Genomic DNA, 21,632 nt, shown 5'->3' on the forward strand with positions numbered 1-21,632 from the left:
TTGTTGTACTTCGTTCAGTTACGTATTGCTCGCAAAGAACTCCGAGGCGCGGTCGTAGGGCCACGGAGGGGCAAAGGACAGACGACTCGCGATATTGATCTTGAGATTCATCACCGGCTACATCTTCTTGCTGCGAGGTCATGATGATAGAGCATCGCCGAGCAGGGCCCGAACTCCATGCGGCCTACATCCAACCGACTCCACATTTCCTTTAATCCAGTATTCCGGCCAGTTTGGGCATCAGCTCGCTGTCATCCAGACGTTCATACTCGGCACCCACTGAATCCAGATAGGCGGTAATCTCGTCGTCGCTGTAACGGGGACCCAGATAGGAGCCCTGCATGCTGTCGTGCTTATCGACTGTGCGCGCGTTGTCCAGATACTCGTGCCAGACAGACAAGGCGGCCCCCAGGGCGCCACCGGCATCGCCGGCTGCCGGCTGGATCCAGATATCCTTGAACGGACCCTCTCGCAGCAGGCGGCCATTGGAGACGCAGTTGAGAGCCACACCGCCTGCCAGACAGAGGTAATCGGTCTGCAGCTCCTTGTGCGCTGTCCTGGCGAGTTTGAGCACGATCTCCTCGGTGACCACCTGGATGGAACGGGCGATATCCATCTCGCGCTGGGTCACCGGGGTCTCCGGGGTGCGGGGCGGTCCGCCAAACAGCTTGTCCATGTTTTTGTTGGTCATGGTCAGACCATTGGCATAGTTGAAATACTTCATGTCCATGCGGAAGGTGCCGTCTTCCTTCACATCGAGCAGGTTGTCGAGGATCAGGTCGACATAGATGGGTTCGCCGTAGGGCGCCAGTCCCATCAGCTTATATTCGCCGGAGTTGACCCTGAAGCCGGTAAAATAGGTGAAGGCGGAGTAGAGCAGACCGAGAGAGTGGGGGAAGTCGATCTCCCATTGAGGCGTGAGCTTCTTGCCATCGCCGAGCCAGACCGTGGAAGTGGCCCATTCGCCGACGCCATCGAGACACATGACAGCGGCCTTTTCGAAAGGGCTGGGATAGAAAGCGGAAGCGGCGTGAGATTGGTGGTGCTGAGTAAACAGCAGACTGGGGATCTCAGTGGGTTTGCACTCCCCGATCTTCGCCAGTTCCTTCTTGAGAAGATCCTTGAGGAAGAGTTTTTCCCGCAGCCAGACGGGCATAGCCGCAGAGAAAGAGCGGAAACCGCTGGGGGCGTATGCGAGATAGGTCTCGAGCAGACGCTCGAACTTGATCAGAGGTTTGTCGTAGAAGACCACATGATCGACGTCGTCGAGGGAGAGACCCGCTTGGTCGAGGCAGAAGCGAACCGCGTGCTGCGGGAAACGCTCGTCATGCTTCTTGCGCGAGAATCGCTCTTCCTGGGCGGCGGCGGTGATTTTCCCGTCTTGGACCAGGGCCGCCGCGCTATCGTGATAAAACGCTGATATTCCTAAAATGTTCATTCCCGAACTCGTAAGATATTAAAATTATAATGATCAGAAGGCTTGATGGGTGGTGATCGAGGCAACTATGGCTTCCATTGACGGATCGGTGGGCGTAGGCGGAAATCTTCCAAACCTGATAGTGTGCTCACTTCTTATTCCGTAATTCCAAATAGATTCCTTGCCCGATACCCTGGATAACAAGCCCGCGCAGTTTAGCATCTTTCTACTGCATGACAACACTCAGCGCGTGGGGTCCTGGCTTGGTCAATCCGTGTTTACATGAGTTTGCTAAGTTGGGTAAAAAGCCACCCTGTAACCGAATCGTAATTACCAGCCAGCGACTCGATAAATAATGTAAGTGGCGAGGAATAAAAATCCCATTACGAGCATTCGATCCCCTTGGAATTCTAAAACACTACCCTTTTGAATACTGTGGACAGGCTCACATCGAGAACTTTAGAATGAATATTAATATAAGGGGGGCTTGGTTACGCTGCCATGAGCAATGCGCAAAAAAATGAGGATATGACCCCCCAATGATTCAGGGGGATCTGTTCTATCGATATTCTCCGACAATCATTCCAACTAATGAAAAATGGCAAACAGACATACAGACGACTGTTCTATATATATTTGTTGCTGCTTCATATTATCCTGGTCCTGCTCTTTCTCAAGTCGGACTTTATGGAGTCGTATGTAGGGAAACGCTTTAAGCAGGAATTGACGCCGTATTACCATGCCTTAGTTACTTTTCAATCCCGTGTCGATGCGAATCTGAATGCTGGATATACCCTTTTTATCGGGGATAGCCAGATTCAGGGGTTGTGTGTGACATGTGTTGAAGAAAAATCGGTAAACTATGGAATCGCTTCAGATACCACAGTAGGTATTCTGAATAGGTTGCCGGAATATAAATCGCTTGATAAAGCGCGTGCTGTGGTTCTTCAGGTGGGTGTCAATGATCTGCCCAGGCGGGATGACAGTGATCTCCTCTCCAATTACCAAGCTATCCTGAATAGACTTCCCGATGGTTTGATTATTGTATTGGCAGCAATTTTTCCCATCGACAGCGTCTTGGCAGAAAACCCATCTCGGAGTAATAGGCGCATAAAATCCCTGAATATGAAATTGAAAAAACTCTGTAGAAGTGACCTGCGCTGCCGTTACATTGATAGTGGTGGCAGGTTACAGGATAATAGCGGGAATTTAAGAACCGATTATCATTTGGGGGATGGTGTTCATTTGAACCCTGCCGGATACCGTGTCTGGATCGATGAGCTGAAGCCGCAGCTGGACTAGCTGGTGGATTCGCCACTCCAAATTTAGGATTGAAATATGCAAATCAAGGATAAGCAGCGCTACTATGAAATTGATTTGCTGCGTTTTCTTGCAGCTATGGCCGTGGTGGTTTTTCACTATACGTTTCGAGGGTTCGCAGCCGATGATATGAGCATCTTATCTTTCCCTGTATTATCAGAAGTCTTCAAATATGGAGCTTTAGGTGTAGACCTGTTCTTTATCATCAGTGGTTTTGTGATCCTGATGACTGCGGTCAACAAGGATTACACCGCATTTGTGATTTCTCGAATTACCCGAATCTATCCCGCGTTTTGGGCAAGTGTTACCCTGACGGCGTTAGTAATCGTATTTATCGGTGGTGACAGATACCAGGTTACTTTGTCGCAGTATATTTACAATCTTCCAATGATCAGTGGCTTCTTCGATATTAAATTTATCGATGGTGTGTATTGGAGTCTGTTGGTTGAAATTAAATTCTATTTTTTGATTTTCCTGCTGGTCGTGACCAATAAGCTCAAGTGGATCAAGTATTTTCTTGGTTTGTGGCTTGTTTTGACATTGGTGAATGTCTTCCATGAAATGGGCGGGGTACTTGGTTTTTTCTTTTTTCCTAAGTGGTCGGCCTACTTTATTGCGGGAGCAATGTACTTCATAATCCGGCAGGAGGGGCCAAGTATCTACAAAGTGGCCGTGATCGTCTTGTGTCTCTACATATCGCTTTTTCAAGCTTTTGAGAGAGCCGATGTAGCGAGCGTGCATTTTAATACTCACTTTTCGAGAGTTACGACAGGTATTGTGATCACCGGATTTTATGTGCTGTTTGGTTTTATCGGTATGGGTAAGACCAAATTGATAAACAAAAAAGTCTTTATCTTTTATGGCGCCCTGACCTATCCACTTTATCTCATCCACCAAAATATCGGTTTTATGATTTTTAATTCGCTTGGGGAGATTGTGAATAAATATGTTCTTCTTGTGGGTGTGATTGCTTTGTCGCTCTACCTCGCTTTTTTGATTAACAAGCATGTAGAACGGCGCTTTGGCAGGCCGTTTAAAAATCTGCTGACTGTTGGTGCTGAAAGGTTGACTCCAGCGACGGAGAAAGCGAGGTAGGGTAGCGGTGCTACGTGTTGCTGCACAAAAATAAGGGGGCGGATGATAATCATCCGCCCCCTTATTTTATTTGAGTATGGTGGGTCGTGCAGGGATCGAACCTGCGACCACCTGATTAAAAGTCAGATGCTCTACCAACTGAGCTAACGACCCGCAATTTGGGAGGGGGGAATGTTACCCTAACTTGCTATTGGAGTGAAGAGCCAATAGCTTATTTTTTGGTGAAACTTTTTCTGATGATTCTGCAGGGAGAATCAGGCATTTGGCGTTGCCGGTGGTGTCGGGGAAGTGGGAATCAGCGCCACTTCATCTCCATCTTCAAGCCGGGTAAATAACTCGGAAAACTGTTTGTTGACAGTGGTCTGGATCAGTTTGTCCTCGAACATGGCGGCATAATCAGATTTACGCACGCGCAGTAGTTTGAGAAGCGACTCTATATCGGTGACTGAGGGAGGGAGAATCATCTCTTCAGTCTGTTTACCCAATTTATTGACCAGCCAGGAGAAGTAGAAGATTTTGATGCGGCGCTCGGTAGATGGATCGGCATTCCGCTCATAACCAACCGCTTTCAGGCGAACAAGGTAGTCTTGCCAATTCTGCTGGTAATTCTTTCCCAGGTCGTAGAGACTCTTCCATGAGAAAATGCCCGTGTCGTGCCCATCGTCGAAGATCGGGCGAATGGCGTACTGGCCCTGGGGTTCAATCTTCACGATATTCACATCTTCCTTCCCAGTGACTGGCGCCGGATCAGCTTTTACCTCGGCCGCAGTGGAAAAAACCCGCAAATATTCACAAGGCAGTTCAAAGCTTTCCCCGTCGGAAAAGCGTAATGTCAGCAGGCGTGATTTTTTGTGAAGACTGATTTCAACGGGATAGAGGGATTCTTTACTCATGATTCTGCCCAGTACGGGATATGTGTTGCAGGGGTGGCGGATGTTGGCACAGATTGGTCGTTCTCTTCAACCTGCCTCTGTTCAGGTTTCCTTGATTCGGTCAAAATACCTGGCGCGGTAGAGTAGGCGCTGTTGCCCATGGTCTTCGAATCCACTCCGAGTGTGTAGTACGTTATTACTGACAAGTCCCTGACCTGCTTGTAGTTTTCCTCGGTAGTGCCAAGCTGTCCTGGTTCTAAGGGTCTGTTTGAGAAAATCCACGGCTTCACCCAGCAAGGGAATCTCTCCCCATTCGATACTGCGGGTGCGGTCTGTGTAGCGCATGTGCAGGTGGCCATCCGGGTAGACTGCGAAAACCGGGCCGCTGCGGGCTGGGCGCAACTCTTTCCCTTCAGCAATATTGGCTGGAATCGTCATGGCCCTGGGATGCATGAGGGCGCGAATGAAGTCGGGATTCTTATCACGGATCAACAGATAAACGATTTCGTGGTCCAGCAGATCATTTTCACCACCTTCCGCTGCAGGATTGACACAGTGCAGCAGCAGACCGTGGATCTGATGATCCAACTGATTGTAGTAGCCGTCAGTGTGCCAGGCAATTGGGCGGGTAGTGTAGGGGATATATCCCTGATGCAGTGCATCAGCCTGGACCGTAAGTGAGGTGATGGCGTCTTCATCCGCACACATATTGTGGTCCAGGTGTTCCAACCCGAAACGGCGGCCCAAATTGCGAATTATATTCTTATCGGAGTCGTGTCCCGAGAGGCCGGCCCAGATAGCCATATTAGCCTTGCGGCAGAGACGGTGGATCTCCTGATACTCCGAGTCACTCAGGTTTCGTGGATCTTTTATCTCCACTACCAGATCCCCAAGGGACTCAGGATAGTCCTTGAGTTTTGCCTCCCGCCAGGCCTTGTAAGCGTCCTCCTGATCCAGATTGAACGGATTTTCCACTGCTATGTTCATAAAAAACGATTCTCGCAGATTGTACTGACTATTGGTATGATCTGGATGATTGACATCTCCACACCTTCAGTTTGTAGGAAAGCGTAATAGTCATGATGCAAGCCACAGCGAAACGCCCGCGTCTGCCAAGACCTCTCTCCCTGCCGCTTCGTCTGGTGCCTGAGCGTACGCATAGTCTGATATTGGGCAAGATGCTGAATTATCTCTTTGCCACTGAACGTGCAGAGGGTGAATTGGACTTCCTGGAAGACCGGATTGTACGCATCCAGGTGACCGATGCGAGACTGAGTTATGCCCTCTCACTGCGAGACGGCCTCATCGCTGGTGTGAACGGCGGTGAACCTGCGAATCTCACTGTCAGTGGGACTGTTTACGACTATATGCTGCTGATTACCGGTCGTGAAGATCCTGACACGCTCTTTTTTCAGCGGCATCTGCTAATGGAAGGGGACACCGACCTCGGGGTGCATCTGAAGAATATGCTGGCCGCCGTGGATCTGGATGCGCTGCCCGTTCCACAGGCATTTCGGCCGATGATGGATCAATGTCTCTCTTTCTATGAAAGGTTGGCCTGACGATCTTTCCGTCTTTTACAGGGTGCGGAGTCCCAATGGTGCGCAGGTTGCACCCTACCGTAGAATCAAACGGGTAGTGGATTGACCTGGCTGGGGTCTCCCCAGAGTCGGGAGATCAATCTCCCGGTTCGCTCCGGTGAGCCGCTGCTCCAAAATTGTGTGTTGCCGCCAGTTTTCGCCATTCCAAGCAGGTTGTTTGATCGGAGACGTCGCCTGAGTTCCTGGGCAACGGCAAGTCCCGTATCTATGATCTGGGTCTCTTTGCCGGCATAAATTCCGATAGTCTCTCTGAGGAAGGGGTAATGGGTGCAGCCCAGAACCAGGGTGTCGGCCCCCCGCTTGAGCAGCGGTTTGATCTGGTCTGCCACCATCCGCCGGGTTTCGGGGCTGTCGTGCTCCGCGAGTTCGACCTGCTCCACCCAGCCGTGACAGGGCTGGACGATGACCTCTGCGCCGTTTCCGTGCTGTTCCAGCAGTGACTGAAATTTTTCGCTGCCCAGGGTGCCCTCTGTCGCGAGAATTGCCACCACACCGCTACGGCTCTCTTTGATACCTGGTTTTACCCCCGGTTCCATGCCGATGATAGGGATGGGGAATTCGCACCTCAGGAGAGAGACTGCGGCAGCGGTTGCTGTGTTGCAGGCGACGACGACTGCCTTTGCGCCCTGCTGCTCTACCAGAAAACGGGTGATGGCAATTGCCCGTTGCACTACGTATTCGCTGGTTTTTGAACCGTATGGGAGATGCCCGCTGTCCGCGACATAGAGCAGATCTTCCGTCGGCATCAGTTCGTGGATATGGCTGAGCACAGAGAGGCCGCCAATGCCTGAGTCGAATATGCCGATGGGTTGCGAGGATGTCATGGTTTACAGAGGGAGAAGTCGTGTTGGTGCGATTTTACCCTCTGCGGGGCTTGTGGTGAAAGAGCAGGTAACTGGTTTCAGGTGACAGGTATCAGGATTGATTGATTCCCCTCCCTCGGCTCCGGCTTCCTGCTTCGCTCTACCTCCTGCATCCATGCAGTCGTGTCCCTCCCCGGCGGGGAGGGGGCTAATCTGCGAGGGAGGTATAAAATGTGACAATTATTGCTTGGCTTGAGAAAGCGCCCCGCAATAATCCTGCTGTCACCTGTCACCTGTCACCTGTCACCTGTCACCTGTCACCTGTCACCTGTCACCTGTCACCTTTTACTTTCCATCCCCGCACTTCCATGCCAGTAACCATCGCAGGTTCCCAGGGGAACATAACGGTCGAGAGGGGGAGGGGGTTCATCCTGCAATGCATGGTGGAATGCCTCGACGATGCGTCCAGTATGTTGAGATTGCGGGCTGATGCGCAGGACGTCCACGTCAAGCCGTTTCATCTCGGTGGTTTCCGATAACAGGTTGCAGGTGAGGGAGGAGACGGTCTGGATACCGTTCAGGGCGAGGAACGGCTTTTTCTCCTGGGTGGAGAGGAGGCGGCCGTCGGGGTAATCCAGACATTTGTACTGGCAGTCATCCTTTGGCAGGTTGTGTGAGCGAGCGGTAAAGCAACGGGCTGAAAGCGTCAGCGGCATCCTTCCAAAGGCAAAGATTTCAGTTTCCACCCCCTCGGGCCGCTTGGTCTGCATCTCCGCAAGCGTCTCCTTGGAGAGCTCAATCGGCATCACCCAGCGCTTCAGGCCTTTGTTTGCCAATACCTGCAGGGTAGCCGGGTTGTAGATATTGACTGTCGGGCCGGTGGCAAAGGGGACGCCCTGTTTGATGAGCAGTTGTACCGCCCCCATATCGTTGGCCTCGACCATAAACCGGTCATTTTCACAGAGACGGCGCAGGGTCAGCATCTCAGACTCCGCCTCCAGCAGCGACAGGGTGGAAAGCACCACTTCTTTTCCTGCACTGCTCAGCCGGTCAGCCAGATCAAACCAGTCTTCGGTGCGCAGGCTGCGGCGCTTTGAGCAGACCGTTTCGCCAAGATAGACGATCTCCACCGGCATCTCCGCCACTTCGGCATAGAAGTCGAAGATATCGTCACGCGACCAGTAAAAAAGATTGGGACCAAGAGAGAGTCGTGGGTTGCTCATAGTGATTACTGCCAGGGACGATAGTAGGGGCCGAGGGTGGTGGTGGCGCCTTCCGACACCTTATCCAGTTCATGATTCCATTCGGCGCGGGCGGAGAACCTGTCAGGATTCTGCTTGCAGGCATCGATCGCCTGACGCCAGACTCGCGTGACCTGCGCCACATAGGCCGGACTGCGTTGCCGTCCCTCGATCTTGATTGCCTCGATGCCGGCCGCCTGCAGTTCCGGCAGCAGCTCAAGTGTATTGAGAGAGGTGGGTTCCTCGATGGCGTAGAAGGTATTATCGCCAACCTCAAAACGCCCCTTGCATATAGTCGGGTAGCCTGCCTGCTCGTTTTTTCCATATCGATCAGTCAGGACATCGCCCAGGCGGGACTCCATGCCCTGGGGGGTCTCTTTGTAGGTGACGAATTTCGCTGGCGAACAGGCTCCACAGGTGTTGGGGGATTCGCCGGTGACGTAGGAAGAGAGGATGCAGCGACCCTCCACCATTACGCAGAGGCTGCCAAAACCAAAAACCTCGATGCCGACAGGGCTGTTCTCCACTACGTTTTTCACTTGGCTGAGGGAGAGCACCCGAGGCAGCACGGCGCGTTTGATGCCGAAGTTCTCATGATAGAAACGCAGTGCCTCGTAATTTGTACTCGATGCCTGTACCGATAGGTGCAGGTTGAGATCGGGCCAACGGTTACTGGCATAGTCGAGTACACCGATATCCGCGCAAATCAGCGCATCCACGCCGAGACTGGCGGCGGTGTCCACCGCGGCCTGCCAGCGTTCCCAGCCATCCGGACGTGGATAGGTGTTGATTGCCAAAAAGACCCGAACGCCTTTGCGACGCGCATAGGCGATGCCATCGGTAGCCCGCTTCTCGTTGAAATTCAGGCCCGGGAAATGGCGGGCATTGGTATCGTTCCGCAGGCCGATATAGACCGCATCGGCGCCATTGTCCACGGCAGCTTTGAGTGAAGGCAGGTTGCCGGCAGGGCAGACCAGTTCCATATTCGATTCCTCAGAGTGAAATATTTGCTATGCGACTTGTCGACCGCTGGTACGGCGCTGACGCAGTTCCTGTTCGATTGCGTTCAATACGCGCCATTTTTCCGCGCACCATGCGGGAGCCAGCAGGATATCTCTGCTGGCGGTGCCGGTGAGGCGGTGCCAGACAACGTCTGGGGGCGTCATCTCCACCAGATCTGCTGCAATAGACACATACTCATCCATAGCCATCGGCTGATAGCCACCCGCTCTCCAGGTGTTGGCCAATTGAGTGCCTTTTACCACATGCAGAGGATGTAGTTTGAGTCCATCGGTGCCCAATTCGAGCACACGGTGTAGCGATTCATGGCAATGATGCGCGGATTCACCGGGAAGCCCGGCAATCAGGTGGGTGCAGACTTTGATGCCGAGCTGTCGGGCGGCGAGAAGGGTTTTCCTGTATTCCGCAAAACCATGCCCCCTGTTGACCCGTTGCAGGGTATCGTCAAAGGCGGATTGCAGCCCCAATTCCAGCCAGATCTCGGCGCCTTCATCCTGGTATCCCGCAAGCAGCTCAAGCACGGCTGTTGGCACACAGTCAGGGCGGGTGCCGATGGAGAGTCCAACTACATCCGCCTCTGCCAGCGCATCGTCATACAGCCGTTTGAGTCGACCGATTTCATCATAGGTGTTGGTGTACGCCTGGAAATAGGCGATGTATTTCCGTGCACCTGTGCGCTTTCGGATAACCCTGCGACCGGCTTCTATCTGTGTTGCGATGGGCTTTGATTGACGGCCATTAGGGCTGAAGGAGACGTTGTTACAAAAGGTACAGCCGCCGATGCCCTTAGTGCCGTCGCGGTTGGGACAGGTGAAGGCGGCATCGATGGCGATCTTGTGCACTCGCTCACCGTAGCGGTGCAGCAAATACTGACCGAAGGTGTTGACTTGATCCGCTAACGTCATCGCCTCAGCCGACCCGGTCCAGAACGCGCCGGCGGAAGTTGACGCCGAGTTCCCGGGCAAGGGTTTCACAGGCCTGAATATCCACACCCTCCAGTCCATCGATCGCAGTGGCGGTAACCTCGGCGATGAAGCGGGGGGCGGCTTTCAGAAACTCCAACATCGCCTCATAAGAACCCGGCAGATTGGGGCAGCAGTGTAAATCATAGACGGCTTTATTTTGTGCGTTCATCGAGACCGAGAGGGCATCGACGCACTCACCCAGAGCCGGCAGAGTATCGTTTTTATGCACAAGGTTGGCCAGTCCGTCTGTATTGACCCGTACGCGTGCGCCCCGGTCTTTGACTGCACGAGCCACTTCCAGCAACACATTCAGCCGCAGGGTGGGCTCGCCGAAACCGCAGAAGACAACTTCATCGTACTGTTCTGGAGCGCCGATGGCGTCGATTATCTCCTGTGCGCCAGGACGGTGGTTCATGGTGAGATCGAACTCATGCACCTGCATGCTGCCCTGTGTTTTAGGGCAGAAGGCGCACTCCAGGGTGCAACGGTCATTGATGCTGACGTAACGGCTGTTGCCGATTGTATAGGCGATCTGTTGTGTCACAGGTGGATAAGTTGTTTATGCTAAACCAACATATCCTATCGGCTCGTCCGGGCTGGACAATGATCTGAATCAAGCGTTTAGCGGGTCAGTTCCTGCATGGCACGACGGCATGTGGTTTTGAAATTATTGAACTGATCCGTATTCAGAGCACCGCCAGCGCAACCCACGTCAGCATAGAATACACCAATGGGTTTGTCTTTGACGAAGACAGATATGATGAAAAAGCCACTGCTACAGACGATTCGAACGACCGATTCCGGGATCGAAGGCAGGTATTTTACCAGGTTGTCCGGGTTCAGCCACAAGGCCTGGGGTTTCTTCATCAGTATTGAAAAGAGATTGGGGGAGTGCAGGTCGACCTCGAAGGTTTTTAATGAAGCGCCGTTGTTTTTGTCCACGACAAATCGTGCCTTCAGTGTTTTTCGGTCTGGGGAGAGCATGGCGAACATAGCTCTCTCCAGACCGTGCTCATCACACAGGGCATGGAGGGTGCGGGTCAGAAGCGCCTGTAAAGGATTGGTTTTTGGTTTTGCCTGCGGAGATTTGCCGCTAGCGGGAGGAGGTTCCACTGCCGGACGATCTCCCCGAGGTCGCTCAATTTTTGTCACCGGCACCTGGGGTTTTACCTTCTTCGTCACCCCGGTCTGGAGCAGCCTGAAGGCAGGTAGCGGCAGGGGAAGTGACTGCAACTGGTTGGCTGCAGTTACAGCCAGTTGATGCAGGTAGGTGGATGCTTGTGCTTCACTGATCCCGATGAATTCAGCCAGCAGCTCCAGTTTGTCACTGGCATCATGGCTGTTCCAGTCCGACGTCGTGGCCCTGGCGACAGCAGCAGCCATCATCACTGTCAGAGGGCGTGGCTGATAGCTGTTGAAGAGGCCCTGGGACTCTTGTACCAGCTTTGGAAGTTCCCAGCGGTTGCCCAGTCCCAGGTTCAACTCTTCCAGGGTGAATCCCAGCACTTCCAGCGCGGCATCCTCATGCCCGTCACCCTGTCTGATGCGCGCCTGCATATTTTTCATGGTGTCGGGCTCTGCGACCCAGAGTGCCATTTCGCCAATATCGTGCAGCAGTGCGGCATTGGCGAATGCTTCCGGATGATGATGTCCCAAACGTTTTGCGAGATTTGCAGCATAGATGGCGGCATGTGCGGCTCTGCTGTAGCAATCGAGGAGTCCATGTCTCGGTGGACCCTTGAGCAGATCTTCAAGAACAGGCAACTCACGGGTTGTACGTTCGATGGCTTCCATGCCGAGCAGGGGGATGGCATTGGCAATTTTTGTAACGGGTTCTCGTGATTTGTTGGGTAAAGTACTGAGTTGTCTGAAGATGGCCAGACTGAATCCGGGATCACGTTCTATCAGTTTACTGACCGCAGCGTGACTGCCTGAAACGCTGTTCAGTACCTCTCTGACCTGTTTTAGAGTCCCGTGCAGTGCCGGTAGCGGATCAGTGTGGAGACGGCGTACCCAGTCATTGACGGAATTGGACATCGTGCTTGAGATTCCCGCAGTTGGAGTTGTTTGCATTCTATTTGGAGCGGCGGATGAGGGGAAATCTTTATGCTTTATTCTCCTGCTTCGTAACCTGCAGAAACTGCGTCGGTTGCGGAGAATCTCCCCTCTATGTAGAATGCGCGGTTTTCCCGGTACCCGATATCCGGGTGCCACTCCTTGCCTCACCGCAAATGCGGGAGGCTGCCTATGACCGAAAGGAGAAACAATGAGGCACTATGAAGTTGTGTTTCTGGTCCATCCGGACCAGAGCGAGCAGGTCCCTGCCATGATCGAGCGTTATCGCGCTGGTATCGAAGCCACAGAGGGTGTGATTCACCGTTTGGAGGACTGGGGGCGTCGCCAGATGGCCTATCCCATCAACAAAATCCACAAAGCGCACTATGTGATGATGAACATAGAGTGCGGCAGAGAAGCACTGAATGAGCTTGAGAGCGCATTTCGCTTCAATGACGCGGTACTGCGCAGCATGATTATCTGTCGCGATGAAGCCATCACTGAGTCCTCGCACCTGGCCAAGTCCCAGGATGAAGGCGAAGAGTCTTCCGGTGATAGGCGCAGAGAGTCTGCCGGTGATAAGCCTAGAGAGTCTGCCGGTGATAAGCCTAGAGAGTCTGCGGGTGATAAACCTAGAGAGTCTGCGGGTGATAAACCCAGCGAGCCTGCGGGCGAGAAGCCCGCAGAAGCTTCTGCGGACGCCGAATAACTCACAGGATTATCAAGAGGATATAGACTATGGCGCGCTATTTTCGTCGTAAAAAGTACTGCCGTTTTACTGCTGAAGGCATCACAGAGATCGATTACAAGGATCTCAATCTGTTGAAGGCCTACGTCAGCGAGAGCGGCAAGATTGTGCCGAGCCGGATTACCGGTACCAAGGCTAAGTATCAGCGTCAGCTGGCCACCGCCATCAAGCGGGCCCGCTTCCTGGCGTTGCTGCCATACACTGACACGCACTGAGGTATCTGACCAACCAGCAGGAGATGTCTGAATGAAGGGGTTGGCATCCTTCGTGATGCGGGGGCCTTCCCAGGCGGTGATGGTAACCACCGTGCTGGCGATGCTCTCTTTGATACTGCCCCTGCTTGGGATTTTGAGTGCGGCGGCCGTGGGCCTCATTACTCTGCGTCAAGGGGCGAGTGCAGGACTGAAAATCAGTCTGTTTGCGACCATCGCTTGCGGAGCCATGATGGGGGTTGTCTTTGGTAATCCTTTGCCGGCATTGGGTTTTCTGCTACTCCAGTGGTTACCGCTCTGTCTGCTGGGGGTGATGCTGAGAAGCAATCGCTCTTTAAGTCTGACGATCCAGACGGCACTGGCTTTCGGCGTGCTGGCCATTGTGGCGCAGTACCTGATGTTCGGCGACCCTGCGGCTCAGTGGAAAGAGCAGCTTCAGCCGCTGGCTGAGCAGTTTGAGCAAGCCGGTCTGTTTGACTCGATCCAGAGTGGGGAAGTGGTCGAACGCATGGCGGGATGGATGGCCGGTGTGATTGCGGCCGGTATCTTCCTGCAACTGGCGTTCAGTCTCTTTCTGGCGCGGTGGTGGCAGGCTCTGCTGTTCCACCCGGGAGGGTTCCGGGAGGAGTTTCACAGCTTCCGGCTGCAGAAGGCTTTCGCCGTGCTCGGTATCCCCGTATTGGTGGTGCTGCTAATGCCTGCGGAACAGACGCCTGAGCTGGCGCGCTACCTGGGGTTGCTGTTGATGGCAATCCTGTTTCTGCAAGGGCTGGCGGTGGCGCATGGCAGCCTGGCTGGGCGATCTTCGGGACAGCTCTGGCTGGTTGGTTTGTACTTTTTGTTGATTGTTTTGATGCCACAGTTCGTGATGGTTCTGACGACCATTGGATTGATGGACATCTGGGTAGATTTTCGTGTTCGGTTTGCAAAGAAATGAAAACCGGCTGAGAAAGACATTTGACCTTATTTAAGGGTGAGAACAATGGAAATTATTCTGTTGCAGAAAGTTGATAACCTGGGAAATCTGGGTGACAAAGTAAACGTGAAGTCAGGCTTTGGTCGGAACTTCCTTATTCCTTCCGGTCGTGCCGTACCGGCTACTGCCGATAATTTGGCGGCTTTCAAGGCGCGTCGTGCTGAGCTGGAAAAGGATGCTGCCGAAAAGCTGGCTTCAGCCGAATCCCGCAAAGAGAAGCTGGAGACACTCTCCATCAGCATCAGCCAAAAGGCGGGTGATGAGGGCAAGCTCTTTGGTTCCGTCGGTACTGCCGATATTACAGCTGCAGTCGAGGCAGCAGGCGGCAAGATTTCGAAGCAGGAAGTGCGTCTGCCGAACGGCCCCTATCGTGTTGCTGGCGAATATGAGGTGGACATCCATCTGCATACCGACGTCAACGCGGTTATCAAGCTGACGATCGTTCCCGAAGAGTAAGTTCTCTCGGCGTTTTAGCACTGCCCCGGCCGGTCATGCACTCGCCGGGGCATTCGTGTTTGTGGTGTACTGAAAATCGATCGCCTTGGATGGTAAGATGTCAGCCCGATTACAGCCTGCTTGAGACAAATGTCTGAACCCGATTATCCACCAGAGATTGCTGATTACCCGGATCATGCCGCTGAAGCCCTGAAGGTACCGCCTCATTCGATTCAGGGTGAACAGTCGGTATTGGGGGCGCTGATGCTCGATAATGCTACCTGGGATCAGGTGGCGGACCTGGTGGTGCAGGATGATTACTATCGCAAGGAGCATCGGCTGATCTTCGGGGCCATTGCCTCGCTGGCTGAAAATAGCCAGCCTTTTGACGTAGTTACCCTGGCCGAGACCTTGGAGCAACAGGGGGCCTTGGAGGACGCGGGCGGCCTGCCCTATCTGGTTCGTCTGGTTGAAGAGACCCCCAGCGCGGCCAATATCAAGTCTTACGCCGGTATCGTGCGTGAATATTCTGTGATGCGGCACTTGATCTCCGTCGGTACGGAGATTTCAGATAGCGCTTTCCACCCACAGGGCCGGGGCTCGGCAGAGTTGCTTGATAACGCCGAGCGCAAGGTTTTCGAGATTGCGGAACAGCGCTCCAAAGGCGGCGGGGGATTCAGTCCGATCAAGTCACTGCTGACCAAGGCAGTGGATCGGATCGAGGCGTTGTTTCAGCAGGACGAGCCGCTCACCGGTGAAAGTACAGGTTTCACCGATTTTGATGCAATGACCTCCGGGCTGCAGCCCGCAGACCTGATTATCGTTGCCGGCCGGCCGTCCATGGGCAAGACCACTTTTGCCATGAATGTTGCAGAGAATGTGGCGATCAAGGGAAAAAAAGCGGTTGCTGTCTTCAGCATGGAGATGCCGGGGGATTCGCTGGCGATGCGCATGATGTCTTCACTGGGACACATCGATCAGTTGCGGGTTCGTACCGGCAAGCTGGAGGATGACGAGTGGCCCCGCCTGACATCCGCAGTCAGTATGTTGGCGGAGACCAAGCTGTTTATCGATGATACGCCTGCCATGTCGCCAACCGAGGTGCGAGCCCGCGCCCGTCGCCTCAAGCGGGAAAATCCCGACCTGGGGCTGATCGTGCTCGACTATCTGCAGCTGATGCAGGCGCCGGGTGAGGGGGATAACCGCACCAACGAGATATCTGCCATCTCCCGCTCTCTCAAGGCATTGGCCAAAGAGTTGTCGGTGCCTGTTATGGCGCTGTCACAGCTCAATCGAAGTCTGGAGTCTCGCACCAACAAACGCCCGATCATGTCAGACCTGCGTGAGTCGGGGGCCATCGAGCAGGATGCGGATTTGATCGTCTTCATCTATCGGGATGAGGTCTACAATGAAGACAGTCCGGACAAAGGTTTGGCGGAGATCATTATCGGCAAGCAGCGTAACGGTCCCATCGGTACCATACGTCTCACTTTCCTGGGAAAATATACAAAGTTCGAAAACTACATCGATGATGGCTATGGCTATGACGATGAGGCTTATTGATGGCCTTCGTTCCGCAGGCAACGATTGACCATCGGGCGCTGCGGCATAATCTGCAAAGGGTTCGAGAGACTGCACCGCAGAGCCGCGTCTGGGCGGTAATCAAGGCCAATGCTTACGGTCACGGCATGGAACGGGTTGTCGCAACGCTGCAGGCAGCGGATGGTTTTGCCGTGGCCCGCATCGAGGAGGCCCAGCGGCTGAGACAGGCCGGTGTGACAAAGCCGATCCTGATCCTGGAAGGCGTCTTTACCGCGGAGGATGTCCAGTCTGCCTCTGAGAACGGTTTCCAACTGACTGTCCATCACCTACAGCAGGTTGAGCTGCTTGAAACCACGCAATTCAACTTCCCTGTTGAATGTTGGCTCAAAGTGGATACCGGCATGCACCGCCTCGGATTTGCGCCGAGACAGCTTAGTGAAGCTGCTACGCGACTGCAGAAGGTTAATGGAGTGGGTGATCTGCATCTCATGACCCACCTGGCGAACGCGGATGACCGGAGTGATCCGGCCAGCCTGAAACAGTGCGAACGCTTCGACCGGCTTACACTCTCTTCCTACACTGATCTTTCGATCGCCAACTCAGCGGGCCTGCTGGCCTTTGAAGAGACACATCGCGACTGGGTCCGGCCTGGCATCATGCTCTATGGCATCTCTCCCTTTCTGCACTCCAGCGGATCGGATGAAGACCTGCAACCTGTGATGACCTTCAGTAGCCGGGTATTGACGCTGAATCACTGCAACACCGGTGACCGTGTCGGCTATGGCGGCACCTTTGAGTGCCCTGAGTCGATGCCGGTTGCGGTGATTGGTGTGGGTTATGGTGATGGCTATCCCCGTCATGCAAAGCCGGGGACGCCGGTCTTGATCCGCAATCAGCGACTGCCCCTGATCGGTCGGGTTTCAATGGATATGATCTGCGTCGATGCCAGGGCCTTGCCGGACCTGCAGATTGGAGAGGAGGTTGTGCTTTGGGGCGCAGGATTACCGGTGGAGTTGATTGCGCAATCGTCCGAAACCATTGCCTATGAGTTGCTGTGCGGTATTACCGGTCGTGTTGGCTTCATCGATGTGGAAAAGGATTAGTTGTGGCGCAGGGAATAAAGAAGAGCAGTAAATCGGTCTACGTTTGCAGCGCTTGTGGAGGCTCCTTTCCCAAATGGGCGGGGCAGTGTCCCGACTGCAAGGCATGGAATGTTCTGGAAGAGATGGCAGTAGCGCCAAAAGGGCCGGGCAGTGGCCGTTTTGCAGGTTATTCCGGCGAAGTGAGCCCTGAGATATATACCCTTGCCGCAGTGCAGGCGAACCAGGAGATCCGTGTCCCTTCAGGCAGCAAAGAGCTGGACCGGGTGCTTGGCGGAGGATTGGTTTACGGCTCGGTGATACTGCTGGGGGGAGACCCGGGTATCGGTAAATCCACGCTCCTGATTCAGACGCTGGCGCAGCTCTCGGTCTCCATGCAGACGCTCTACGTTTCCGGGGAGGAGTCGCCTCGCCAGATCGCCATGCGGGCGCAACGTCTGGGGTTGCCGGTGGATGAACTTCGCCTGCTGCCGGAGACTTGCGTGGAGCGGATTGTCGCCTCTGCGGTGAAGGAGAAACCGGCAGTCATGGTGGTCGACTCGATTCAGACCATGTTTACTGAGCAGCTGCAGTCCGCTCCGGGTTCGGTTTCCCAGGTCAGAGAGGCTACTGCGCAACTGGTCCACTTCGCCAAGCGAAGCGGCACTGCTGTTTTTCTGGTTGGACATGTCACCAAGGATGGCAATCTGGCAGGTCCACGGGTACTGGAGCACATGGTGGATACCGTGCTCTATTTTGAGGGTGAAGCGGGCAGTCAGTTCCGCCTCATCCGTACTATCAAGAACCGTTTCGGCGCGGTCAACGAACTGGGTGTGTTTGCCATGACCGAGCGGGGGTTGAAAGAGGTGAGCAACCCCTCGGCAATCTTCCTCTCCCGACATACCGAAGCGGTGCCAGGCAGCGTGATTCTGGTGACTCGGGAAGGTACCCGGCCGTTGCTGGTGGAGGCTCAGGCACTGGTGGATGAGAGTCCGCTGGCCAACCCCAGGCGAGTTACCTTGGGCCTGGAACAGAACCGTCTCTCCATGTTGCTCGCGGTGCTGCATCGGCATTGCGGCATCAGCATGTTTGATCAGGATGTCTACGTGAACGTGGTTGGCGGAGTGCGTATCACTGAGACGGCGGCGGATCTGGCGGTGTTGCTGGCGGTGCTTTCCAGTTTTCGCGGCAATTCATTGGAGACAGGTTTGGTAACCTTTGGTGAAGTCGGATTGACTGGCGAGATCCGGCCGGTGCCAAATGGTCAGGAGCGCCTGCGGGAAGCGGCCAAGCACGGCTTCAAAAGGGCAATCGTACCCAAAGCCAACGTGCCGAAACAGGTGGTCAAGGGGATTGAAATCGTACCGGTGGAACGTCTCTCTGAGGTGCTCGATGCAATCTAAATCTCTTTTAACTCAAGTTTCGGAGTTAGTGGTTGCGGTTGGCATGATGTGTGGTTCAAATATCCCACTTGCTTGCAGCCGGATAGTTTATTACGGATAATTCCCCGCTTTCTTTGGCCGTAGACGTTTCACCAAGGGGTTTTCGATGCGAAGTTTTTTCAAGAATGTGCTTGCAATGGCAATTGGGCTTGGGATTACCCTTCTTGTGCTTGAAGTGGTCCTGCGAACCACTCACCTGTTGGATGCACATACCGGCTATTCTGAACCGCATCCCCTCTATGGCTGGAAATTTGCGGCCGGCCGTGACTACTGGGCCGAACTGGAGGGTGGCCATGCAGAAGGTGTAATCAACAGCTATGGCTGGCGTGACAGGGAGTGGCAGAAAGAGAAAGGCGATGGTGTCTATCGTGTTGCCATAGTGGGGGACAGTTTTGTGGAAGCGCTGCAGGTGGAGGAAGAGGACACTTTCACCAGGGTGGCGGAGCAGCTGCTGAATGATGAAGGCCAAAAAGTCGAGCTGATGAACTTCGGTCGTTCCGGAGCCACCACGACAGAGGAATTTCTATTTATTCGTGAAGAGGTCATGGATTTCAAGCCCGATCTGGTTGTCGTCGTGTTTTTTCCCTATAACGACATCCGGGATATGGACCCTGATTTGACCCATGACACTATACGGCCATTTGCCACCTTTGATGCAAATGGCAATCTGACAATAGATACTTCTTTTACAGAGACCAGAAGTTACGCTTTAAAATCGGCAATCAACTCGATGAAGCAGTCATCGGCATTGGTTAGCTTGATGGCTACACAGTACAGCCAGTTGAAAGGCGCCTTTTCCAAGAAGGCCAAGAGTGGCGATGCTAGCAGTCAGGAAGAGTTGCTGGTGAAGAAAGGTTTTCTGAGCCTTGCCACGGATACCCCAGTTCCTGATTTCGAAAGGGCTTACGCGCTCAATAAACGCATGCTGCACGAGATCAAGATGCTTGTCGAAAAGGGTGGCGCGAAGTTTATGTTGATGAACCTTCCCTTTGCAACCCTGAAACCGGAGATCGAAGCGGATTATAAGCGGGTGGACGATACATTCGACCACACCTATTTCGATAGGGATCTTGGAAAGTTTGCTCAGGATGAGGGGATCGATTTTCTCCCGTTGGAGGATTCATTCCGAGTTTTTTGGCAAGCCAATGATCTGGATATACTACCCGGACATTTCAATCCTACGGGCCACCAATTAGCCGGAAAATTGCTTGCAGAAGCAATAAAATCCGTGAAAGTCCGCTCAACTGTAGAAGACCGCTAATCCTCGCCCAGTCTTTCGTTTCGTTCACTGATTCCAACGAACTCTTCAGTTAAATCACCCCCCCCAGCCATGCGGGAGGTGATTTGACTGTTTGATCACGCACGGAGCGGGAGTCTCCCCCGGACACCGTGCAGCATCAGCGGTTTATTAAAACAGGGTATAGATGAAAGGCGCGACGGCAGATCCCTGAGACAGCACCACCAGAACGCCAAGCAGCAGCATGATGATGATGATGGGCGCAAGCCAGAACTTCTTGCGCTCTTTCATGAAACCGAAAAGGTCTTTGATTAGGTCGATCATTAGTAGGGGTTCTCCAAGCTCTTTCTGTCGGGCGTGTGGCTGTCGATCCGGTAGGATTTGGCCTCCGCATCGTACTTGCGCCGCATGGGGTCATTGAACAGCCGCATGATCAGACCTGCCGGGAAGAACACCAGGAAAAAAACGATGCCGAGGACCAGTGGCGTGGTGATCTTGCTCATCATCAGGCCGAACTTCATCCACACCTTGTAGACGGGGCCTAACGAGTTGGGAGCCGCCAGTGCCCAGACGGCCAATACACCAGCCAGAATCCAGGGCCAAAGCGGGATATTGATCTCCAGCAGCCAGGGGAAGAAGAGACCGAAGATGACTGCGATGATGCCGCCCGTTACCAGGCCGAATTCCCGCAGTCCTTTTTTGTCGAGTTCAGGTATTGTGTGTTCCATTGTTACAGATCAATCCAGTTCGAATTCGTCTTTCCAGGAGTCGTCTTTTTCCCACTTGGGCTGTTCCGGCTTGGACATCAAGTGGTTTTCAATCACCAGATAGTCCATTTCGGTGCGCATAAAACAGCGGTAGGCGTCCTCCGGCGTACAGACGATGGGTTCGCCACGGACGTTGAACGACGTGTTGATGACTATCGGGCAATCCGTCTTTGACTCGAAGCTCTTGATCAGATCGTAATAGCGCGGGTTGGTCTCCGGATGTACGGTCTGCAGGCGTGCGGAATAATCCACATGGGTGATGGAGGGGATCTCAGAGCGCGGCACATTGAGTTTTTCGATGCCGAACAGCTGCTGCTGTTCTTCGCTCATGGGGATGCGTTTATCCTCGTGCACCGGCGCCACGATCAGCATATAGGGACTGACGTGTCTGTCGCTATCGAACGCAAAGAACTCCGAGGCGCGGTCGTGGGCCACGGAGGGGGCAAAGGGACGGAATGACTCGCGATATTTGATCTTGAGATTCATCACCGACTGCATCTTCTTGCTGCGGGGGTCGCCGATGATAGAGCGTCCGCCGAGCGCGGGGCTCGAACTCCATGCGGCCCTGCATCCAGCCGACCACATTTTCGCTGTCCAGTATCCCGGCCAGTTTGGGCATCAGCCTGTCATCCAGGCAAAAATTACCGCCCACCGGAATCCAGATAGGCGGTAATCTCACTGCTCGCTGTATAAATACCTGTGATAGAAGCCCCTGCATGCTGTCATGCGTGCGTAGTTGGGTTCAGATACCGTGCCAGATGACAAGTGGCCCCTAAAGGCACATGTCCGAACGAAGCGGCTACCA

At 53.8% G+C, this 21,632-nt stretch carries 23 protein-coding genes, 1 tRNA gene and 1 pseudogene; 11 read left to right on the forward strand and 14 right to left on the reverse strand.

Annotation, left to right across the window (positions count from 1 at the left end; all coding sequences use genetic code 11):
• Positions 1-211 precede the first annotated feature (211 nt).
• Positions 212-1,438, reverse strand: a complete 1,227-nt coding sequence (locus tag G9Q73_RS11835) for a carbamoyltransferase family protein (RefSeq protein ID WP_304956597.1) — start codon at positions 1,436-1,438, stop codon at positions 212-214.
• 570 nt (positions 1,439-2,008) lie between these two features.
• Between G9Q73_RS11835 and G9Q73_RS11840 the strand changes: the two genes are divergently transcribed.
• Positions 2,009-2,719 (forward strand): GDSL-type esterase/lipase family protein, encoded by a 711-nt coding sequence (locus tag G9Q73_RS11840; RefSeq protein WP_177419966.1) that lies wholly within the window; start codon positions 2,009-2,011, stop codon positions 2,717-2,719.
• 36 nt (positions 2,720-2,755) lie between these two features.
• A complete protein-coding gene (locus G9Q73_RS11845) occupies positions 2,756-3,832 on the forward strand; it encodes an acyltransferase family protein (protein ID WP_177419967.1) in 1,077 nt (358 codons plus the stop codon).
• Positions 3,833-3,909: 77 nt separating this feature from the next.
• Here G9Q73_RS11845 and G9Q73_RS11850 read toward each other — a convergent pair.
• From G9Q73_RS11850 to G9Q73_RS11860, 4 genes and pseudogenes are all read right to left on the reverse strand, one after another.
• Positions 3,910-3,985: transfer RNA gene (locus G9Q73_RS11850), tRNA-Lys, on the reverse strand.
• 101 nt (positions 3,986-4,086) lie between these two features.
• Entirely contained in the window at positions 4,087-4,404 is a 318-nt protein-coding gene (locus G9Q73_RS20515; RefSeq protein ID WP_369408954.1) for a MoaD/ThiS family protein, read from the reverse strand.
• Positions 4,381-4,725: pseudogene (locus G9Q73_RS20520) on the reverse strand (gamma-butyrobetaine hydroxylase family protein); the annotation flags it as partial. The pseudogene G9Q73_RS20520 and the gene G9Q73_RS20515, both read right to left, overlap by 24 nt.
• A gap of 81 nt (positions 4,726-4,806) precedes the next feature.
• Positions 4,807-5,691: a TauD/TfdA family dioxygenase gene (locus G9Q73_RS11860; protein ID WP_177419969.1), complete on the reverse strand. Its 885-nt coding sequence runs from the start codon at positions 5,689-5,691 to the stop codon at positions 4,807-4,809.
• Between the two features lie 92 nt (positions 5,692-5,783).
• On the opposite strand from G9Q73_RS11860, the gene ubiT reads away from it, so the two are divergent.
• Complete coding sequence (gene ubiT, locus G9Q73_RS11865; protein WP_177419970.1) at positions 5,784-6,266, forward strand: ubiquinone anaerobic biosynthesis accessory factor UbiT; 483 nt, start codon at positions 5,784-5,786, stop codon at positions 6,264-6,266.
• Between the two features lie 65 nt (positions 6,267-6,331).
• Here the strand turns inward: ubiT and murI are convergent, their stop codons facing one another.
• From murI to G9Q73_RS11895, 6 genes are all read right to left on the reverse strand, one after another.
• Complete coding sequence (gene murI / locus G9Q73_RS11870; RefSeq protein ID WP_177419971.1) at positions 6,332-7,129, reverse strand: glutamate racemase; 798 nt, start codon at positions 7,127-7,129, stop codon at positions 6,332-6,334.
• A 317-nt stretch (positions 7,130-7,446) separates the two neighbouring features.
• Positions 7,447-8,331: a ubiquinone anaerobic biosynthesis protein UbiV gene (gene ubiV / locus G9Q73_RS11875; RefSeq protein WP_177419972.1), complete on the reverse strand. Its 885-nt coding sequence runs from the start codon at positions 8,329-8,331 to the stop codon at positions 7,447-7,449.
• A 5-nt stretch (positions 8,332-8,336) separates the two neighbouring features.
• Positions 8,337-9,332: a ubiquinone anaerobic biosynthesis protein UbiU gene (ubiU, locus tag G9Q73_RS11880; protein ID WP_177419973.1), complete on the reverse strand. Its 996-nt coding sequence runs from the start codon at positions 9,330-9,332 to the stop codon at positions 8,337-8,339.
• A gap of 27 nt (positions 9,333-9,359) precedes the next feature.
• On the reverse strand, positions 9,360-10,274 hold the full coding sequence (mnmL, locus tag G9Q73_RS11885; RefSeq protein ID WP_177419974.1) for a tRNA modification radical SAM protein MnmL/YtqA: 915 nt from the start codon (positions 10,272-10,274) through the stop codon (positions 9,360-9,362).
• Between the two features lie 4 nt (positions 10,275-10,278).
• Positions 10,279-10,878: a TatD family nuclease-associated radical SAM protein gene (locus G9Q73_RS11890; protein ID WP_177419975.1), complete on the reverse strand. Its 600-nt coding sequence runs from the start codon at positions 10,876-10,878 to the stop codon at positions 10,279-10,281.
• A gap of 77 nt (positions 10,879-10,955) precedes the next feature.
• Positions 10,956-12,371 carry an HDOD domain-containing protein gene (locus tag G9Q73_RS11895; protein WP_177419976.1) on the reverse strand — a complete coding sequence of 472 codons (1,416 nt, stop codon included), beginning with the start codon at positions 12,369-12,371 and terminating at the stop codon, positions 10,956-10,958.
• 229 nt (positions 12,372-12,600) lie between these two features.
• Between G9Q73_RS11895 and rpsF the strand changes: the two genes are divergently transcribed.
• The 8 genes from rpsF (at position 12,601) to G9Q73_RS11935 (ending at position 20,084) form a co-directional block, all read left to right on the forward strand.
• A complete protein-coding gene (gene rpsF / locus G9Q73_RS11900) occupies positions 12,601-13,098 on the forward strand; it encodes a 30S ribosomal protein S6 (RefSeq protein ID WP_177419977.1) in 498 nt (165 codons plus the stop codon).
• Between the two features lie 29 nt (positions 13,099-13,127).
• Complete coding sequence (gene rpsR, locus G9Q73_RS11905) at positions 13,128-13,352, forward strand: 30S ribosomal protein S18 (RefSeq protein ID WP_177419978.1); 225 nt, start codon at positions 13,128-13,130, stop codon at positions 13,350-13,352.
• Between the two features lie 31 nt (positions 13,353-13,383).
• Positions 13,384-14,286, forward strand: a complete 903-nt coding sequence (locus G9Q73_RS11910) for a DUF2232 domain-containing protein (protein ID WP_177419979.1) — start codon at positions 13,384-13,386, stop codon at positions 14,284-14,286.
• 45 nt (positions 14,287-14,331) lie between these two features.
• Entirely contained in the window at positions 14,332-14,781 is a 450-nt protein-coding gene (rplI, locus tag G9Q73_RS11915) for a 50S ribosomal protein L9 (RefSeq protein WP_177419980.1), read from the forward strand.
• Between the two features lie 129 nt (positions 14,782-14,910).
• Entirely contained in the window at positions 14,911-16,323 is a 1,413-nt protein-coding gene (gene dnaB, locus G9Q73_RS11920) for a replicative DNA helicase (RefSeq protein WP_177419981.1), read from the forward strand.
• Positions 16,323-17,405, forward strand: a complete 1,083-nt coding sequence (alr, locus tag G9Q73_RS11925; RefSeq protein ID WP_177419982.1) for an alanine racemase — start codon at positions 16,323-16,325, stop codon at positions 17,403-17,405. The genes dnaB and alr overlap by 1 nt, the downstream gene beginning before the upstream one ends.
• A 2-nt stretch (positions 17,406-17,407) precedes the next feature.
• Positions 17,408-18,784, forward strand: coding sequence for a DNA repair protein RadA (radA, locus tag G9Q73_RS11930; RefSeq protein ID WP_177419983.1), 1,377 nt, complete (start codon positions 17,408-17,410; stop codon positions 18,782-18,784).
• Positions 18,785-18,929: 145 nt separating this feature from the next.
• Positions 18,930-20,084 (forward strand): SGNH/GDSL hydrolase family protein, encoded by a 1,155-nt coding sequence (locus G9Q73_RS11935; protein WP_177419984.1) that lies wholly within the window; start codon positions 18,930-18,932, stop codon positions 20,082-20,084.
• Positions 20,085-20,231: 147 nt separating this feature from the next.
• Here G9Q73_RS11935 and G9Q73_RS11940 read toward each other — a convergent pair whose 3' ends face one another.
• The 3 genes from G9Q73_RS11940 to G9Q73_RS11950 are packed head-to-tail and all read right to left on the reverse strand — an operon-like array spanning position 20,232 to position 21,313.
• Entirely contained in the window at positions 20,232-20,384 is a 153-nt protein-coding gene (locus G9Q73_RS11940; protein WP_177419985.1) for a DUF5989 family protein, read from the reverse strand.
• Entirely contained in the window at positions 20,384-20,788 is a 405-nt protein-coding gene (locus tag G9Q73_RS11945) for an SxtJ family membrane protein (RefSeq protein WP_177419986.1), read from the reverse strand. The genes G9Q73_RS11940 and G9Q73_RS11945 overlap by 1 nt, the downstream gene beginning before the upstream one ends.
• Positions 20,789-20,797: 9 nt before the next feature.
• Positions 20,798-21,313, reverse strand: coding sequence for a carbamoyltransferase C-terminal domain-containing protein (locus tag G9Q73_RS11950; protein ID WP_304956598.1), 516 nt, complete (start codon positions 21,311-21,313; stop codon positions 20,798-20,800).
• Between the last annotated feature and the right edge of the window lie 319 nt (positions 21,314-21,632).

The organism is endosymbiont of Lamellibrachia barhami, assembly GCF_011947365.2.
Taxonomy (GTDB): domain Bacteria; phylum Pseudomonadota; class Gammaproteobacteria; order Chromatiales; family Chromatiaceae; genus QGON01.

What these genes read in the sequence shown, in the direction of transcription:
- G9Q73_RS11860 (WP_177419969.1), bottom strand. Translation starts at nt 5,691, where the DNA reads ATGAACATAGCAGTGGAAAATCCGTTCAATCTGGATCAGGAGGACGCT.
- mnmL (WP_177419974.1), bottom strand. Translation starts at nt 10,274, where the DNA reads ATGACGTTAGCGGATCAAGTCAACACCTTCGGTCAGTATTTGCTGCAC.
- G9Q73_RS11895 (WP_177419976.1), bottom strand. Translation starts at nt 12,371, where the DNA reads ATGTCCAATTCCGTCAATGACTGGGTACGCCGTCTCCACACTGATCCG.
- G9Q73_RS11935 (WP_177419984.1), top strand. Translation starts at nt 18,930, where the DNA reads ATGCGAAGTTTTTTCAAGAATGTGCTTGCAATGGCAATTGGGCTTGGG.
- G9Q73_RS11840 (WP_177419966.1), top strand. Translation starts at nt 2,009, where the DNA reads ATGAAAAATGGCAAACAGACATACAGACGACTGTTCTATATATATTTG.
- G9Q73_RS11950 (WP_304956598.1), bottom strand. Translation starts at nt 21,313, where the DNA reads ATGAATCTCAAGATCAAATATCGCGAGTCATTCCGTCCCTTTGCCCCC.
- rpsF (WP_177419977.1), top strand. Translation starts at nt 12,601, where the DNA reads ATGAGGCACTATGAAGTTGTGTTTCTGGTCCATCCGGACCAGAGCGAG.
- rplI (WP_177419980.1), top strand. Translation starts at nt 14,332, where the DNA reads ATGGAAATTATTCTGTTGCAGAAAGTTGATAACCTGGGAAATCTGGGT.
- G9Q73_RS11940 (WP_177419985.1), bottom strand. Translation starts at nt 20,384, where the DNA reads ATGATCGACCTAATCAAAGACCTTTTCGGTTTCATGAAAGAGCGCAAG.
- ubiU (WP_177419973.1), bottom strand. Translation starts at nt 9,332, where the DNA reads ATGGAACTGGTCTGCCCTGCCGGCAACCTGCCTTCACTCAAAGCTGCC.
- rpsR (WP_177419978.1), top strand. Translation starts at nt 13,128, where the DNA reads ATGGCGCGCTATTTTCGTCGTAAAAAGTACTGCCGTTTTACTGCTGAA.
- G9Q73_RS11845 (WP_177419967.1), top strand. Translation starts at nt 2,756, where the DNA reads ATGCAAATCAAGGATAAGCAGCGCTACTATGAAATTGATTTGCTGCGT.
- ubiT (WP_177419970.1), top strand. Translation starts at nt 5,784, where the DNA reads ATGATGCAAGCCACAGCGAAACGCCCGCGTCTGCCAAGACCTCTCTCC.
- murI (WP_177419971.1), bottom strand. Translation starts at nt 7,129, where the DNA reads ATGACATCCTCGCAACCCATCGGCATATTCGACTCAGGCATTGGCGGC.
- ubiV (WP_177419972.1), bottom strand. Translation starts at nt 8,331, where the DNA reads ATGAGCAACCCACGACTCTCTCTTGGTCCCAATCTTTTTTACTGGTCG.
- G9Q73_RS11910 (WP_177419979.1), top strand. Translation starts at nt 13,384, where the DNA reads ATGAAGGGGTTGGCATCCTTCGTGATGCGGGGGCCTTCCCAGGCGGTG.
- G9Q73_RS11945 (WP_177419986.1), bottom strand. Translation starts at nt 20,788, where the DNA reads ATGGAACACACAATACCTGAACTCGACAAAAAAGGACTGCGGGAATTC.
- dnaB (WP_177419981.1), top strand. Translation starts at nt 14,911, where the DNA reads ATGTCTGAACCCGATTATCCACCAGAGATTGCTGATTACCCGGATCAT.
- alr (WP_177419982.1), top strand. Translation starts at nt 16,323, where the DNA reads ATGGCCTTCGTTCCGCAGGCAACGATTGACCATCGGGCGCTGCGGCAT.
- G9Q73_RS11835 (WP_304956597.1), bottom strand. Translation starts at nt 1,438, where the DNA reads ATGAACATTTTAGGAATATCAGCGTTTTATCACGATAGCGCGGCGGCC.